The sequence below is a fragment of the Microbulbifer hydrolyticus genome (genome assembly GCF_009931115.1).
Lineage (GTDB): Bacteria > Pseudomonadota > Gammaproteobacteria > Pseudomonadales > Cellvibrionaceae > Microbulbifer > Microbulbifer hydrolyticus.
In genome coordinates this window covers 4,167,323-4,182,521 of record NZ_CP047491.1, presented here as the reverse complement: position 1 = coordinate 4,182,521, position 15,199 = coordinate 4,167,323, and the positions used below count along the sequence as shown (strand labels likewise).

General features: G+C 59.7%; 15 protein-coding genes. 12 read left to right on the top strand and 3 right to left on the bottom strand.

The features are described 5' to 3' along the window. Nucleotides 1–151 precede the first annotated feature (151 nt). The 11 genes from GTQ55_RS17645 to GTQ55_RS17595 all read left to right on the top strand — a co-directional run bounded on the left by GTQ55_RS17645 (nucleotide 152) and on the right by GTQ55_RS17595 (nucleotide 9,781). Entirely contained in the window at nucleotides 152–1,219 is a 1,068-nt protein-coding gene (locus tag GTQ55_RS17645) for a LysM peptidoglycan-binding domain-containing protein (RefSeq protein WP_161859915.1), read from the top strand. A gap of 67 nt (nucleotides 1,220–1,286) precedes the next feature. Continuing rightward, complete coding sequence (gene dprA, locus GTQ55_RS17640) at nucleotides 1,287–2,447, top strand: DNA-processing protein DprA (RefSeq protein ID WP_161859914.1); 1,161 nt, start codon at nucleotides 1,287–1,289, stop codon at nucleotides 2,445–2,447. Between the two features lie 170 nt (nucleotides 2,448–2,617). Continuing rightward, on the top strand, nucleotides 2,618–3,790 hold the full coding sequence (locus GTQ55_RS17635; RefSeq protein WP_161859913.1) for a PQQ-dependent sugar dehydrogenase: 1,173 nt from the start codon (nucleotides 2,618–2,620) through the stop codon (nucleotides 3,788–3,790). 134 nt (nucleotides 3,791–3,924) lie between these two features. Beyond that, a complete protein-coding gene (locus GTQ55_RS17630) occupies nucleotides 3,925–4,512 on the top strand; it encodes an L-threonylcarbamoyladenylate synthase (protein ID WP_221296253.1) in 588 nt (195 codons plus the stop codon). Between the two features lie 42 nt (nucleotides 4,513–4,554). After that, a complete protein-coding gene (hemF, locus tag GTQ55_RS17625) occupies nucleotides 4,555–5,472 on the top strand; it encodes an oxygen-dependent coproporphyrinogen oxidase (protein WP_161859912.1) in 918 nt (305 codons plus the stop codon). 18 nt (nucleotides 5,473–5,490) lie between these two features. Continuing rightward, a complete protein-coding gene (locus GTQ55_RS17620) occupies nucleotides 5,491–5,922 on the top strand; it encodes a hypothetical protein (RefSeq protein WP_161859911.1) in 432 nt (143 codons plus the stop codon). A gap of 31 nt (nucleotides 5,923–5,953) precedes the next feature. Further along, nucleotides 5,954–6,793 (top strand): shikimate dehydrogenase, encoded by an 840-nt coding sequence (aroE, locus tag GTQ55_RS17615; protein WP_161859910.1) that lies wholly within the window; start codon nucleotides 5,954–5,956, stop codon nucleotides 6,791–6,793. Between the two features lie 333 nt (nucleotides 6,794–7,126). Then, the gene (purE, locus tag GTQ55_RS17610; RefSeq protein ID WP_161859909.1) at nucleotides 7,127–7,618 is read left to right on the top strand and encodes a 5-(carboxyamino)imidazole ribonucleotide mutase; all 492 of its coding nucleotides are present in this window, start codon (nucleotides 7,127–7,129) and stop codon (nucleotides 7,616–7,618) included. Between the two features lie 38 nt (nucleotides 7,619–7,656). Further along, nucleotides 7,657–8,772, top strand: a complete 1,116-nt coding sequence (locus tag GTQ55_RS17605) for a 5-(carboxyamino)imidazole ribonucleotide synthase (RefSeq protein WP_161859908.1) — start codon at nucleotides 7,657–7,659, stop codon at nucleotides 8,770–8,772. A gap of 183 nt (nucleotides 8,773–8,955) precedes the next feature. Next, on the top strand, nucleotides 8,956–9,357 hold the full coding sequence (locus tag GTQ55_RS17600) for a hypothetical protein (protein ID WP_237567747.1): 402 nt from the start codon (nucleotides 8,956–8,958) through the stop codon (nucleotides 9,355–9,357). Between the two features lie 34 nt (nucleotides 9,358–9,391). Further along, nucleotides 9,392–9,781 (top strand): c-type cytochrome, encoded by a 390-nt coding sequence (locus GTQ55_RS17595; protein ID WP_161859906.1) that lies wholly within the window; start codon nucleotides 9,392–9,394, stop codon nucleotides 9,779–9,781. A gap of 90 nt (nucleotides 9,782–9,871) precedes the next feature. Here the strand turns inward: GTQ55_RS17595 and GTQ55_RS17590 are convergent, their stop codons facing one another. From GTQ55_RS17590 to GTQ55_RS17580, 3 genes are all read right to left on the bottom strand, one after another. Next, nucleotides 9,872–10,783, bottom strand: coding sequence for a dimethylarginine dimethylaminohydrolase family protein (locus GTQ55_RS17590; RefSeq protein WP_161859905.1), 912 nt, complete (start codon nucleotides 10,781–10,783; stop codon nucleotides 9,872–9,874). A gap of 215 nt (nucleotides 10,784–10,998) precedes the next feature. Further along, nucleotides 10,999–12,264: a Zn-dependent hydrolase gene (locus GTQ55_RS17585; RefSeq protein WP_161859904.1), complete on the bottom strand. Its 1,266-nt coding sequence runs from the start codon at nucleotides 12,262–12,264 to the stop codon at nucleotides 10,999–11,001. A 183-nt stretch (nucleotides 12,265–12,447) separates the two neighbouring features. Next, complete coding sequence (locus tag GTQ55_RS17580; protein ID WP_161859903.1) at nucleotides 12,448–13,011, bottom strand: gamma carbonic anhydrase family protein; 564 nt, start codon at nucleotides 13,009–13,011, stop codon at nucleotides 12,448–12,450. Nucleotides 13,012–13,132: 121 nt separating this feature from the next. Here GTQ55_RS17580 and GTQ55_RS17575 point away from each other — a divergent pair, with 121 nt between their 5' ends. Continuing rightward, nucleotides 13,133–15,193 carry a M3 family metallopeptidase gene (locus GTQ55_RS17575; protein WP_161859902.1) on the top strand — a complete coding sequence of 687 codons (2,061 nt, stop codon included), beginning with the start codon at nucleotides 13,133–13,135 and terminating at the stop codon, nucleotides 15,191–15,193. The last annotated feature ends 6 nt before the right edge of the window (nucleotides 15,194–15,199 follow it).

Sequence of the window (15,199 nt, the reverse complement as noted above, 5' to 3'; positions counted from 1 at the left end):
CCTTTTCGCTCCTCCACCCCGGCGACGTAAGCCGCCACCGGTCCAGCGCTGTGAGATTATAGCGATATAAACCCGCAGCGATAGCCGCAGACAGATTCAGCAGACACTTAGGCCTCCAGCGTTAGCGATAAAAAAGCATAGGAATGCTTCCATGAAAAAAATAATCCTGGCCGCCGCCGCAACCTTGCTGGCGACCTTTGGCCTGCAGGCGCAAGACTCGCGTCTCAAGCCCGACCACCCGGACACCTACATCGTGCAGAAGGGGGACACCCTCTGGGATATCTCCGGGACTTTCCTCTCCCAGCCCTGGTACTGGCCGGAAATCTGGCAGGTAAACCCCCAGGTAGAGAACCCCCACCTTATTTATCCCGGCGATCGTCTGAACCTCGTGTATATCGATGGTCAGCCGCGCCTGGAGCTGGAGCGCGCACCCACTGCCTACAAGCTGAGCCCGGCCAGTAACAACCGCCTCGGCCCGGCGGTACGCCGCGAACCTATCGGCAGCGCGATCCCCGCCATCCCGCTGGATGCCATCAATGCCTTCCTGTCCCGCACCCGCATCGTCGGTCCGGGCGCGTTCCAGGGCGTGCCTTATGTGATCTCCGGGCAGGACCAGCGCATTCTGATGGGCGCGGGCGAAAAGATTTACGCCCGCGGCGACTTCCGCGAGCCACTGGCCTCCTACGGCATTTATCGCCCGGGCCCGGTCTACGCGGACCCCTACACGGGTGAAGAACTGGGCCAGCAGGCTCTGGACGTGGGCTCTGTGGACCTGCGTCAGCTGGATGAGGACAACGCCAACACCGAATTCGCAGTGGCCACACTGGACGTTACCCGCACCAGCCGTGATATCCGCCTGCAGGACCGCCTGCTGCCGGTTGAGGAGCGGGCAATAGCTGCCCTGTTCCAGCCCGGCGCGCCATCGGTTCCGGTGGACGGCGTTATCCTCGGCGTGGAGGAGGGTGTCACCCAGGTTGCGAAGTACGACGTGGTTGCGATCAACCGCGGCCTGCGCGAAGGCCTGGAGCCCGGCCATGTGCTCGCCATCTACAAGCGCGGTGCCACCGTGCGCGACCGACTGGCTCGCGAGAGCGTGAAACTGCCGGACGAGCGCGCTGGTGTGCTGATGGTGTTCCGCAGCTTCGAAAAAATGAGCCTCGGACTGGTACTGGAAGCCGACAAGCCGCTCGCGGTGATGGACCTGGTCAGAAACCCCTAAGAAGAGGGTTTGAGCGCGGCAGGGTGCCGCGCTCGTACAAAAAACATTCCACGGAGGTTCCCGACGCATGGATGCGTTGACCGCTTCTCTATCCCTTCTCCGCCTCGAGGGCATTGGCCCCGCCAGCTACTGGCAGCTCGTGGAGCGCTTCGGCTCCGCCCTCGCTGCACTGCGACAGCCCCCCGAAAACCTCACCCGTAAACTACCCGATCGCGCCCGCGCGCAACTTGCGGAGTTCCAGCGCCTGGAAATGGACAGTGAGCTGGGCCAGTGGGCGTTGGCAGAACGGCAGCGCTGTGCCGAGGAGTGTATTTATCTGCTGCACTGGGAACACGACAGCTACCCGGCATTGCTGAAAGAAATCACCCGTCCGCCGCCGGTCCTGTATCTCTGTGGGAATCCGGACACACTGTCTCTTCCTCAGATTGCGGTGGTGGGCGCCCGCCGTGCCAGTCGTGCGGGACTCGATAATGCCCAGGCCTTTGCCGCGGAACTGGCATCGTCTGGATTTGCCATCACTTCCGGGCTTGCGCTGGGGGTCGATGCCGCCGCGCACAAAGGCGCACTGCAAGGCGCCGGGAAAACCGTGGCGGTACTGGGAACCGGGGTAAACCGGGTCTACCCGCGCCGCAATGCGGTATTGGCGGAGCAGATCCTCGCTGCTGACGGCGCCATCGTCAGCGAAATGCCTCTCGGTACTGCGCCGGAGGCCGGCAATTTTCCCCGTCGCAACCGCATTATTTCCGGTCTCAGCGTCGGCACCCTGCTGGTCGAGGCGGCCGTGCGCTCCGGTTCCCTGATCACCGCGCGCCTCGCGCTGGAGCAGAACCGGGAGGTATTCGCTATTCCCGGCTCCATTCATAACCCGCTGGCGCGGGGATGCCACCACATGATCAAACACGGTGCGCATCTGGTGGAAACCAGCGCGGACATTGTCGAGCACCTGGGCGGCCTACTGTCCGGCATGGCGCAACAGCCGGGTTTGTTTGAAGAGAAGGCGGCGACTGCCGGGGTGAGTCTGCCGGGTGAGCAGGGTGCCATCATCCGTGCTCTCGGCGGTGATCCACGCAGTATCGAGCAGCTCGCGCGGGATACCGGCGGCGACACGGGAGAACTGATGGCATGCCTGCTGCATCTGGAACTGGAAGGACTGGTGGAGCAGTTACCGGGGGGATACCAGCTCACCGGCAGCGGGGCGCGAACCCTGAGCGCTCTGGCCGAGAGTTAGCGGTTTGCGATATTGCTTAAGGTGCAGGGGTTTATCCGCTGAAACCCCCGCGTTTGGGTTGCGGGCGCTGGCCGAATTAACAAAAAATCGTTACGGTCGCCATCTGAAATCCGCCCATCGCTACTGAGAAATAGCGACCGCATTGCGACAACAACAGGAATGACCAGTTAATGGGTCTGTTCGCGCATCTTTCTTCCAGCCCTTCCGTAATTCGTAACACTTGCCGCCAGGCCCTGGCCTGCGCCCTGGTGATCGGTGCCGCTGGCGCCCACGCAGAAAAAAGTGATATCCACCTGGATAAGCTGAACCTGCCCGAGGGCTTCAGCATCGAAATCTACGCCGATGATGTGCCCAATGCGCGGCATATGGCGCGTGGTGACAAGGGCACGCTGTTTGTGGGCTCTTTGCGCCCGGGAAAGGTCTACGCCATTGTTGATGAAAACGGTGATAACAAGGCGGATTCGGTGAAAGTGGTGGCCGAAGGACTTACCTCCCCGACTGGCGTCGCGTTCAAAGATGGCGACCTCTATATCAGCGCGGTCAGCAAGATTCTGCGCCTGGACGACATCGAGTCCCGCCTCGACAACCCGCCGGAGCCGGTAGTGATCACCGACCAGTTTCCCACCGAACGCCACCACGGCTGGAAGTACATCGCCTTCGGGCCGGATGGCTGGCTGTATGTGCCCATCGGCGCGCCGTGCAATATCTGTGACGAACCGGGCTTCGCCAATATCCAGCGCGTGAAGATCGAAGGTGACAAGGTCGTGAAAACCGAGACCTGGGCGGAAGGCGTGCGCAACACCGTGGGATTCACCTGGCATCCTGTGACCAAAAACCTGTGGTTTACCGACAATGGGCGCGACATGCTGGGCGATGACATTCCTCCGTGCGAACTGAATACCGCACCCGAGCCGGGAATGCATTTCGGCTATCCCTACTGTCATGGCGACGACATCTCCGATCCCGAGTTTGGCAAAGAAGCGGGTGGTGACGCCAAGTCGTGCAGTGCCTACGTGCCGCCGGTACAGGAGCTGGGCCCGCACGTGGCACCGCTCGGTGTGAAGTTCTACACCGGTAGTCAGTTCCCGGCGGAATATAAAAATCAGGTATTGATTGCGGAACATGGCTCCTGGAACCGCAGTAAAAAGATCGGTTACCGCGTGACCATGGTTACCCTGGATGACAAGGGGAAGGCGACTTCCTACAAGCCGTTTATTGATGGCTGGCTTCAGGGGGAACAGAACTGGGGCCGCCCGGTGGATGTTCTGGTGATGCCCGACGGTGCTGTGCTGGTATCGGATGATCAGGCCGGCGTCATTTACCGGGTCAGCTACGAACAGTAAGGGTGGACAGGTGCGCGGCACCGGGTCAGCTTGTCTAGGCTGATAGTATCCGCTAATGTGCGGCGCACCCACTTCCATTAGATTGATGCGGCCGCTGTCTCTGCCGCATCGCAAGGCCAAGAGAGTCCCGACCCTTGCCTGAGAAACAAAACCCGATCCTTCTGAGCTCAAGCCTCAACCTGGTTAGCGCCGCCCGCGCAATCGCTGACGGCGGCGTGATTGCCCACCCAACGGAGTCCGTCTGGGGTCTGGCTTGCGACCCTTCCAACCCGGATGCGGTACATCGCTTGCTGCAACTGAAAAACCGGCCACTGGAAAAGGGCTTGATCCTGGTATCCGGTGACGCCGGCCATTTTGGCGGCCTGCTGCATAATCTCAGCGGCGACCAGCGCGCCCGTATCGATGCCACATGGCCGGGACCGGTCACCTGGCTGGTGCCGCACTTCGATCAGGTTCCTCCGTGGATCAGTGGCATTCACCACAGTGTGGCCCTGCGCCATACCGCGCATCCATTTACAGCTGCACTAACGCGCGCCTTTGGCGGTGCTATCGTTTCCACCTCCGCCAATCCCGCTGGCTGTCAGCCCGCGCGGCACAAGTTTCAGGTGCTGCGCTATTTTGGCGATCAGCTGGACTTTGTCGGTGGTGGTGACACCGGTGGTCGCCGCGCACCCAGTGAAATTCGCGATGCCGCCAGCGGCCGCATTGTGCGCGCCGGTTGAGCAATGCCGGCGATCCCACTCAACAAGATACGTGAGTCCCCCATGAGTGAAACCAATAGCGATATCAGTGTTCAGGCTGTAAAGGAATACCTGTTGAGCCTGCAGGACCGTATTTGTGCCGAGCTGGTAGCGCTCGATGGCAAAGCGTTTTTTGAGGAAACCTGGGATCGGGAAGCGGGTGGCGGTGGTCGTACCCGGGTACTGGAAAATGGCAATGTGATCGAGAAGGGCGGGGTCAATTTCTCCCACGTTTACGGTGACAAGCTACCGCCTTCGGCGACAGCGGCGCGGCCGGAACTGGCCGGGCGCTCTTTCCAGGCCATGGGCGTAAGCCTGGTGATTCACCCGGAAAATCCCTACGCGCCGACAAGCCATGCGAATGTCCGTTTGTTCGTGGCAGAGAAAGAGGGGTCCGAACCAGTGTGGTGGTTTGGGGGCGGCTACGATCTGACACCCTATTATGGTTTTGAGGAAGACGTGGTGCACTGGCACCAGACGGCGAAAAATGCCTGCCAGCCATTTGGTGAGGATATTTACCCGCGCTTTAAAAAATGGTGCGATGAGTACTTCTACCTTAAGCATCGCGATGAGGCGCGCGGTGTGGGTGGCCTGTTCTTTGATGATTTCAGCGAGGGCGGGTTCGAGAACGCCTTTCGTTTTATGCAGGCCGTGGGTGATTCCTATATTGATGCCTACTTGCCGATACTGAAAAAACGCCAGGATATGGCGTACGGTGAACGCGAGCGCGACTTTCAGCTTTATCGTCGCGGCCGTTATGTCGAGTTCAACCTTGTATTCGACCGCGGCACCCTGTTTGGGCTACAGAGCGGCGGCCGCACCGAATCGATCCTGATGTCGCTGCCGCCTGAAGTGCGCTGGCGGTACAACTGGCACCCGGAACCGGGCACGCCCGAAGCGAAGCTGTATACGGATTTCTTGCCGCATCGCGAGTGGATTTAAATTTAAAAGGCAATCGCCATGCACAAGGCTCGTTTGGAAGACATCAACAAACTGTTCCTGGAGTACCGTCGCCTGTTCGAGGCGCGCGATGCGGAACAGATCGCGGATTTCTACCGTTTTCCCATCCACTACTATTTTTCCAGCGGACAGAAATCAGAGCTCAGTCGGGACTATTTTGTCGGGCGGGTGAACAAGCTGTTGAAGCTGTATGAAAGGCTGGCGGTAGATCAGATCGTGGGTGCGGTCACCGATGTGATCGAACTCAATGAAAACACTAGCCTCGCAACGCTAAATTGGGTGCTGCTGGATACTCGTGGTGACAAACCCCGGCAGATTTACAGTGCGATTACACGCTACATGGTGTGTGAGTTTGATGGCGAGCTGAAGATTGATGGTCTTATCGGTGTCAACGAAACCCAACAATTAAAAAATGCCCTGCGCGCGCAGTGACAGGGACTACAGGAAAGAGCTCTGACAGCAAATGGACAAATACGCGGTAATCGGCAATCCCATCAAACAATCCATGTCCCCGGATATTCATGCGGCCTTTGCCAATGAAACTGGCCAGGACATGGAGTATGGAAAACTGTTTGCCGAAGTGGACGGCTTTAAAGGCGTTGTCGATCAGTTTTTTGCCGATGGCGCCCGGGGATTGAATGTGACCGCACCATTCAAGCTGGATGCCTTCGAATACGCGGACGAGCTCACCGAGCGCGCGCGCACAGCGGGTGCCGTCAATACGCTCGCACTGCAAGGAGATGGCACCCTGCTGGGTGACAATACCGACGGTGCCGGTCTGGTATCGGATATCAAACAACACCTGGGCTGGGTGATCCGGGGTAAACGGGTGCTGATTCTCGGGGCCGGGGGCGCGACCCGCGGTACGCTGTTGCCATTGCTGGAAGAGAAGCCGGCCGAGCTACATATCGCCAACCGCACGGCGCAAAAGGCGCGGCAACTGGCCGAGGACTTTTCCGGGTACGGTTCAATCACCGCCAGCGGTCTGGATGCCGTGCCGGATGGGTTCGAATTGATTATCAACGCGAGTGCGGCGAGCCTGTCGGGTGAACTGCCACCGCTGTCACCCCGCGCACTGGCGGAGGGCTGCTGTGCTTACGATATGGTGTACGGTGCTCAGCCGACGCCGTTTATGCACTGGGCGACCGGGTTGGGCGCCGAGGTCTCCGACGGCCTGGGAATGCTGGTGGGGCAGGCGGCAGAGTCGTTTGCGCTGTGGCGCGGTGTTCGCCCACGGGTTGAGCCGGTACTGGGCATGCTGCGAGAGCGTCTGCTCAACAAGCCTGATAGTGAAGAAAAATAGGTATCTGGTCACCAGAGGTGCCGTGACCAAGCCGCCACACTATTGTTCCGTCAGTGGAACCGCCGGATCGGCAGGCTGATCCGGAAAGCCCCTCGCCCGATACGTGGAAAATCGCCACTAAAATCGCCGGAAGCCCCCGTACTGCGTGCTTTCTCGCTGAGTTTTGGTATCCTCACGCCCCTTAATTTTGGGCAGTCGGCCGTTTTGGGCGGCTTGCGGCCGATACCGGCGAATCGACGAGCCGTTCCCGGTGGCCATTCCTGGCAATCGCCCTGGTTGCCGCGGGTAATGCATGCCCTCCTGGTGCTCGTGTAACTCTGGAGTTAACAGCAAGTGAATCAGCTTCCGTTTGAAAAAGTCACCATCGTGATGGGGTCACAATCCGACTGGCCGACCATGGAAATGGCGACCAAGCCCCTGACCGAGCTGGGTGTCCCCTTTGCCACGGCGGTCGTCTCCGCCCACCGTACGCCCCAGCGCATGACGGAATTCGCCACTACCGCGCACGAGCGTGGTACTCAGGTGATTATTGCCGGTGCCGGCGGTTCTGCTCATTTGCCGGGAATGATCGCGGCAATGACGCCGCTGCCGGTCATCGGCGTGCCGGTGGCGAGCAAGTTCATGACTGGAATGGACAGCCTGCTGTCCATTGTGCAGATGCCCAAGGGCGTTGCCGTCGCCACCCAGGCCGTGGGTGCCTCTGGCGCATTCAATGCGGGCCTGATGGCGGCGCAGATGCTGTCGCTGAGCGATCCGGAGCTGCAGAAGCGACTGATCGCCTGGCGCGAAAAGCAAAGTGCCGGCGTGCCGTTTGAAGTTGAGTAAAACCGGGTAACCGCAGAAGAGATAGAGGTGATTGGGAAATGACAGTCAGGCGCGTAGGTATTGTTGGCTGTGGTCAGCTGGCCCAGATGATGGCCCAGGAGGCCCGGCCGCTGGGTATCGAGTTCAGTTTCCTCGCCGAAGGCGATGAGAACACCGCCTGTGTGGATGGGCTCGGAACTATCGTCCACGCGACCGAAGGCGCGGATATCGAACAGCTGTATAAAGCCATGGGCAGCCCCGAAGTCATCACCGCGGAACGCGAAGGGGTGGATGCCGGACTGCTGCGCGCGCTGGAAGCATTCTGCCCGGTCTACCCGCGCCCGGATGCGTTTGAAAAAACCCAGCACCGTCTACGCGAGAAAACCGCCATCACCGCGGCTGGCCTACCGGTATCGCCGTTCCTGCCCGCCAATAATTACGACGAGATCTGCGCGGCCGTAAAACAACTCGGTTATCCGGCATTTATCAAAAGCTGTGAACACGGCTACGATGGCAAGAACCAGTGGCGCGTGGACAGCGACGAGTCGCTCGCCGCAATCCGCGACGAGGTTTCCGAGCTGGAATACGTGGTGGAGAAGGGGGTTAACTTTTCCCGCGAGGTCTCCCTGATCGGTGCGCGCACCGCGGACGGCAAGGTTGTGACCTACCCGCTGGCGGAAAACGACCACTACCGCGGCACCCTGCTGGTTTCCACTGCGCCCGCTCCCCATGTGGACGAAAAGCTGCAGAGCACCGCCGAGGAATACCTGTCTACGCTGATGAACGCCTGGGACTATGTGGGCGTACTGGCGATGGAGTGCTTCGTCACCGACGAAGGCCTGCTGATTAACGAACTGGCGCCGCGTGTGCACAACAGTGGTCACTGGACCCTGGCTGGTGCAGAGACCAGCCAGTTTGCCAACCATGTCCGTGCAATTCTGGGAATGGAACTGGGCGACACCCATGCGGCGCGCCCGGCGGTAATGATCAATATGCTGGGCGTGGACAAGAAACCGTCGCTGCAGAATGATGGTGTCTGGCTGTACGGCAAGAGCCTGCGCCCGGGCCGCAAGATGGGCCATGTAATCCTGCTGGACGACACCCAGGAAGCACTGGCCGCACATATCGATGCCATGCTGGAAGAACTCTACGGCCCCAGCAAGCGCCCTGCCTGATTATTTTGGTGACGCTGCCGGGCTGTACCCGGCAGCGCCCCCTTCGCTTCTGGATTTGAAGATTTCTTCGACTTCTCAAATCCCAACTCCTCTACATTTATTTTGAGCGAATCTGGCATACTGCTACCCATTCCTCCGCCCGTGGATTTCCTGGCGGGGATCAATAAATTGGGGGCTCTGGTTGTGCGAGAATTCATCAAAAATCTTTCCATCTGTTTTGCCGCCGGCTGTCTGGCCGGCCTCGGTTATGCACTGGGGCTCTGGGCGCTGGGGCATTATGGGATCACTCGCGCACTGTCGGTGGATATCGCACCGCATCTGTCCAATGCCTATCTCTACCAGCGGGTGGTGTGGGGTGGCATCTGCGGGCTTATTTTCCTGCTGCCGTGGAGAAAGAGCTGGATTACCCGCGGTTTTCTGCTATCACTGATTCCTGCCGGCATTCTTTTGCTGCTGTTACTGCCGATGCGCGGTTACGGTATCGGTGCGCTGGCACTGGGCACGCTGACGCCGCTGGTGATTGTCCTGGCCTGTGCCGTCGGCGGTATCGCCGGGTCGGGATGGCTGCGCGCACAGGGAAAATAACTTCGCACAATTTATTCGCTACAGGATGCACCGTATGAAACGCACACTATCCATCGGTACTTTGTTCGCAACTCTCTCGCTGGGGGCCGTCGCTTCAGAGCAGGAGACCCGAGACTTGATCGGGTTTGGTGCGCTTACCTTTGCCGACAATTGCATGAAGTGTCACAAGATAGACGGCTATGGCGAGGAGGCGTTGTATCCCTCTCTGCGCGATCCCGCGTTGCTGGCGAATAAAAAGCTGCTGATCGATACGTTGTTGCACGGGCGCTCGGCACCGCGTCGCAATGGCGGTGAAGAGGATCTGATGCCCCCCAGGGACTATCTGACCGACCGCGAGATTGCGGCGATCATTGCGTTTATTTCCAATACCTGGGGTGATGAGGTGTTGCTGGTGAGTGAAGAGGAAATCAAGGCGGCGCGCTGAATCGGCGGCGCAGAATCGTGTGGAGCGAGAAAGCTCTCTGCAACAAAAAAAGGTCGGCCCAGGGCCGACCTTTTTATTTTTCGCAGAGACTTACGCGGGCTTTCTTGCCAGCGGTTGACACATGCAGTGTACGCCGCCGCCGCCGGCGGTGATCATGGAGATATCCGGATCGATGACTTCCAGGCCGCGCGCGCGGCATTTCTCTTTCAGCTCGGTATTGTCGGCGGGCAGCATGACGCGGTCGTTACCCAGCGCAACGACGTTCACGCCGAGTTCCATCACCTGCGGGTAGGAGATGTCGATAATCTCGAAGTTGCGGGACTTGAACCACTGCACCAGTTCCGGCTCCACCGCATCCACACACACGGCGACGAGCTTTTCTGCGAGCGCGGCTACCAGTACGTCGATATGCAGGAAGTAGGGATCGAACTCGTAGCCCTTCACTTCCCAGCCTTCTTTTTCAATCCAGCTTTTCATCTGGTTGAAGCCCTGCGGCGAGGTACGCTCGCCACTGTAGCCACACAGGATGACGCCCGGCTCGAGCACCATAAAGTCGCCGCCTTCGAGGCTGCCAGCGGTGATGATGTCGTAAATGGGGATGTCGAGTTTCTGGTAGGTTTTCACCACATCCACCCACTCGCCGCGGCGCCAGGGGGAGTACATCTGGGTGACGATCGGACCCCAGGGTGTCATGACGCTGCTGTCGCGGGCGTAGAGCTGGTAGGGCAGGTTGCTGTCGGCGGGCAGCAGGTGGGTGGTGACACCGGCGTGTTTGTAGGCGTCGAGCATTTCCTGGTGCTGGCGCTTGGCCACGGCGGGGTCGAACTGGCGGCCCAGGCGCACGGAGCGGCGGCTGGCGGCGTTTCCCATCTGCCAGGTGTAGTTGTCGATGGGACCGACGAGCAGGTCGGTGAGCACGCCGTATTCGGAGTCGATACCCCAGTTATCGAGGCGCGCAGTGTTGCCGTTGTCGTTGCGGTGTTTGTAGGTAAATTCGGTCATTGTGGTGCTCGGCGAGTTCTGTGGTTTTGGGAGCTCTTTTTCGGCTCCGTGGTGCCCCTGCTACCGGAAGCCTTTCGCGAGACACGGGCTAGGCGCCCCCCCCTCAACCCATCCCTGGGGGCTCTTCTAAAATATCCCTGTTTTAGAAGGTCTCGCGAAAGGCTTCCGGTATCAGGGCCTTCGCGTTGAATTAATTTGCTCTGTAAGAAAGTGTTTCAGGCTGTGTTATTTGCCATTTTCAGCATCGCGTGCAGCAGCACATTCGCCCCCGCTTCCAGATCTTTTGGTTCCGCGTTTTCCGCTTCGTTGTGGGAAAGGCCTTTTTCGCAGGGCACAAAAATCATGCTGGTGGGCGCGACGCGCGAGATATACACGGAATCATGGCCGGCGCCGGAGACCATTTCCTTGTTGCTGTAGCCCAGTTCGGTAACGGCGCTGCGCACGGCCTGCACACACTTCTCATCAAACTTCACCGCGGGCGAGCGCCATTCGTCGCGGATGTCGTGCTCCAGGCCGGCTTCTTCGGCGACAGCTGCGGCTATTTCGCGAAAACGTCTGTCCATCGCGTCGAGCACTTGCTGGTCCGGATGACGCAGATCGACAGCGAGTACAATTTTTTCCGGCACAGTGTTGCGGCTGCCGGGTTCGACGCGCATGTCGCCGAAGGTGGCCCTGGCCCAGGGGGCGTGTTCTTCGGCGAGTTTGTACAACTGGTCGAGGATGCGGTGCAGGCCCATGAAGGGATCGCGGCGGCCTTCCATGGGGCTGGGGCCGGCGTGGCAGGGCTGGCCGATCAGGGTGAGGTCGTACCAGTACATGCCCTGTACACCGGAGAGCACACCGATCTGTTTTTCTTCGGCCTCTAATATGGGGCCCTGTTCGATATGCACTTCGAATGCGGCGGTGAGATCGCGGGCTTTTGCGGGGGTGTCGCCCTTGTAGCCAATACGCGCAAGTTCCTCGCCGAAGGTTTTACCTTCCTTGTCGGTGCGGGCGTAGGCGTATTCGCGCTCGAAGTTACCGCTCCAGACGCCGGAGCCGATCATGGCGGGGGAGAAGCGCGCGCCTTCTTCGTTGGTCCACACGGCGACTTCCAGCGGCGCCTCGGTTTGCACATCGGCGTCGTTCAGGCTGCGCACCACTTCGAGGCCGGCGAGCACGCCGTAAACACCGTCGAACTGGCCACCGGTGGGCTGGGTGTCGAGATGGGAGCCGGTGAGTACCGGGGGCAGGCTGCTGTTTTTGCCGGGACGGCGGGCGAAGATATTGCCCATGTCGTCGAAGGTGACACTGCAGCCGGCGTCTTCACACCACTGCACAAAGAGGTCACGACCCTGTTTGTCGAGATCGGTGAGGGCCTGTCGATTGCAGCCGCCTTTGTCGGTGGCGCCAATCTGTGCCATTTCCATCAGGGAATCCCACAGACGCTGGCCGTTGACGCGGAGGTCGGAGGTAATGCCGGTATTCCGGTGGTCGGTCATGAATGCTTCCCTTGGGTTTTTGTTCTGTTCAGGAGAGTTCTAGCAGACTCTTCCATTCGCTAGCCAGTGAGAAGCTATTTTGACGATGCCGGAGGCAGTGGATTGCGGATTTTGCGGAAGGCGGCCATGAATCATGCGGAATCCACGGCCGAGTTTTGAATTTAATCCGGTGGGCGGGACCTGTTACAGGTTGTCGGCCTGCAGATATTCATTCTTGAGTTTGACGTAATTTCCAGCGGTGTAGGTAAAGAACTTCCGCTCCTTTTCCGATAGCGGCCGGGCCTGCCTGGCCGGCGAGCCCACGTATAAATAGCCGCTTTCCAGACGCTTGCCCGGCGGCACCAGGGCGCCGGCGGCAAGCACCACTTCATCTTCGATCACAGCGCCATCGAGCACGATGGAACCGATTCCGATCAATACCCGGCTGCCCACGGTGCAGCCGTGCAGGCACGCCTTGTGGCCGATGGTGACGTCATCGCCGATGGTGAGTGGCCAGCCACCCTCGTTGAAGTCGCTGGCGTGGGTGATGTGCAGTACCGAACCGTCCTGCACGCTGGTGCGGGCACCGATGCGTACTCGGTGCATGTCACCGCGCACGATCGCGCCGGGCCATACCGAAGCGTCTTCCCCGAGCTCCACGTCGCCGATCACGGTGCTCTGGGGGTCGATATACACCCGTTCTCCCAGTTTAGGGCTGTGGCCGCGGTGTTCGCGCAGGGTATGTTGGGGTAAATCGGGCTTGGACAAGGCTGACCTCCGGGGGCGTGGTGTAAGGTACTGGAGCAATCCACTAAAATAGGTCGCAACAGTTTAACCCGTCTGTGCGTCCGGCGTGGAAATGCCGGCCGCCCGATGACAAGGATTCCCGATGTCTGACACCCCCGTTTCTGCGCAAGCCAAGAACCCCCTGCTCGAAGCCCCTGTATTACCACCGTTCGACATCATGAAGCCGGAGCACGCCGAGCCGGCGGTGGCCGACCTCATCGCTAAATGCCGCGAACAGCTGCAATCTGCACTGGAAAACGCGGGAGAAAGCCCCACCTGGGAAGCGACACTTGCACCACTTGAGGAAGTTCAGGATCAGCTGAGCAAGGCGTTTTCGCCAGTATCCCATCTGAACAGCGTGCTTAGCGGTGACTGGCGCGCGCCCTACGAGGCCTGTCTGGCCAAAGTCACGGAATACTGGACCGAGCTTGGACAGAATCCGGAGCTCTATGCGGTATATCGCGCGCTGGCAAAGTCACCGGACTTTGCCAGCTGGCCCCAGGCGCGCAAACAGGCGGTGCGCCACGGGCTGCGCGATATGTACCTGGGCGGGGTGAGCCTGGAGGGGGCAAAGCGTGACCGCTATGCGGCCATCAGCAAGCGCCTGGCGGAACTGAAAAACCAGTTTGCCAACAACGTACTGGACGCGACCAACGCCTGGACCCTGAACGTCAGCGACGAAGCAGAGCTGCAAGGTATTCCGGACTCCGCACTGGCCACCGCGAAAGCTCTGGCGGAGTCCAAAGGCAAGTCCGGCTGGCTGCTGACGCTGGACGGCCCGTGTTTCCTTGCGGTGATGACCCATGCGGAAAACCGCGAGTTGCGCCACAAGATGCACTACGGTTTTATCACCCGGGCTTCCGATGTGGGCCCCAATGCCGGTGAGTTCGATAACGCCAATGTGATGGCGGAAATCCTTTCCCTGCGCGCTGAGCAGGCCCACCTGCTGGGGATGAAGAACTACGCCGAACGTTCGCTGGCGAGCAAAATGGCAGAGTCCCCCGAGGAAGTGGAAACCTTCCTGCGGGATCTGGCCAAGCGCGCCAAGCCCGCCGCAGTAAAGGAATTTGCCGAGCTGCAGGCGTTTGCCGACAGTGAGCTGGGTATCGACCGTTTGCAGCCCTGGGATATCGCCTGGGCGGCCGAGAAACTCAAGCAGGCGCGCTACGCGGTGAGTCAGGAAGAGCTGCGCCCCTACTTCCCCTATCCGAAAGTGCTGTCGGGCCTGTTTGCCGTGGCAGAGAAGTTGTTCGGGATAACCGCAGAGCCGGATGTATCGGTACCGGTCTACCACCCGGATGTGCAGTTCTACTGGCTGAAGCGCGGGGATGAAACCATTGCCGGTTTCTATCTCGACCCCTATGCGCGCGAAAACAAGCGCGGCGGTGCCTGGATGGATGATGTGCGGGTACGCCGCCAGACCGTCGCCGGCTTGCAGCTACCGGTCGCCTATCTGGTGTGCAATTTTTCCTCACCGTCGAAAGACGCTCCGGCGCTGCTGACCCACTACGAAGTCACCACCCTGTTCCACGAATTTGGCCACGGCCTGCATCATATGCTTACCCAGGTGGATGTGGCCGCGGTTTCAGGAATTAACGGTGTGGCTTGGGATGCTGTAGAGTTGCCCAGCCAATTTCTGGAAAACTGGTGCTGGGAGCCGGAAGCACTGGCGATGATCGCTGGCCATTACCAGACGGGCGAATCGCTGCCCCAGGCGCTGCTGGAAAAGATGCTTGCGGCAAGAAATTTTCAGTCAGCGATGTTTACCGTGCGCCAGCTAGAATTTGCCCTGTTCGATTTCCTGCTGCACTCGCGACCAGAAGGCGCCAATGCCAATGAAATCCAGCGTCTGATCAACGATGTGCGGGCCAATGTGTCGGTGGTACCGGTATCCCCGGACAATCGTTTCCAGAACAGCTTTAGCCATATCTTTGCCGGTGGATATGCAGCCGGCTATTACAGCTACAAATGGGCAGAAGTATTGAGTGCAGACGCCTTTTCCCTGTTTGAGGAAAACGGCATATTTGACTCAGGTACTGGCAAAAAATTTCTCACCACTGTGCTTGAGCAGGGCGGAAGCCGCGAAGCTCAGGACCTGTTCGCAGAATTTCGTGGCCGCCCGCCTAAAATAGACGCGCTGTTGCGACACTCGGGTATTGAATGAGGTAAC

Coding starts and splice junctions, on each gene's coding strand:
- GTQ55_RS17645 (WP_161859915.1), top strand. CDS start 152: ATGAAAAAAATAATCCTGGCCGCCGCCGCAACCTTGCTGGCGACCTTT.
- dprA (WP_161859914.1), top strand. CDS start 1,287: ATGGATGCGTTGACCGCTTCTCTATCCCTTCTCCGCCTCGAGGGCATT.
- GTQ55_RS17635 (WP_161859913.1), top strand. CDS start 2,618: ATGGGTCTGTTCGCGCATCTTTCTTCCAGCCCTTCCGTAATTCGTAAC.
- hemF (WP_161859912.1), top strand. CDS start 4,555: ATGAGTGAAACCAATAGCGATATCAGTGTTCAGGCTGTAAAGGAATAC.
- GTQ55_RS17620 (WP_161859911.1), top strand. CDS start 5,491: ATGCACAAGGCTCGTTTGGAAGACATCAACAAACTGTTCCTGGAGTAC.
- aroE (WP_161859910.1), top strand. CDS start 5,954: ATGGACAAATACGCGGTAATCGGCAATCCCATCAAACAATCCATGTCC.
- GTQ55_RS17605 (WP_161859908.1), top strand. CDS start 7,657: ATGACAGTCAGGCGCGTAGGTATTGTTGGCTGTGGTCAGCTGGCCCAG.
- GTQ55_RS17595 (WP_161859906.1), top strand. CDS start 9,392: ATGAAACGCACACTATCCATCGGTACTTTGTTCGCAACTCTCTCGCTG.
- GTQ55_RS17590 (WP_161859905.1), bottom strand. CDS start 10,783: ATGACCGAATTTACCTACAAACACCGCAACGACAACGGCAACACTGCG.
- GTQ55_RS17585 (WP_161859904.1), bottom strand. CDS start 12,264: ATGACCGACCACCGGAATACCGGCATTACCTCCGACCTCCGCGTCAAC.
- GTQ55_RS17575 (WP_161859902.1), top strand. CDS start 13,133: ATGTCTGACACCCCCGTTTCTGCGCAAGCCAAGAACCCCCTGCTCGAA.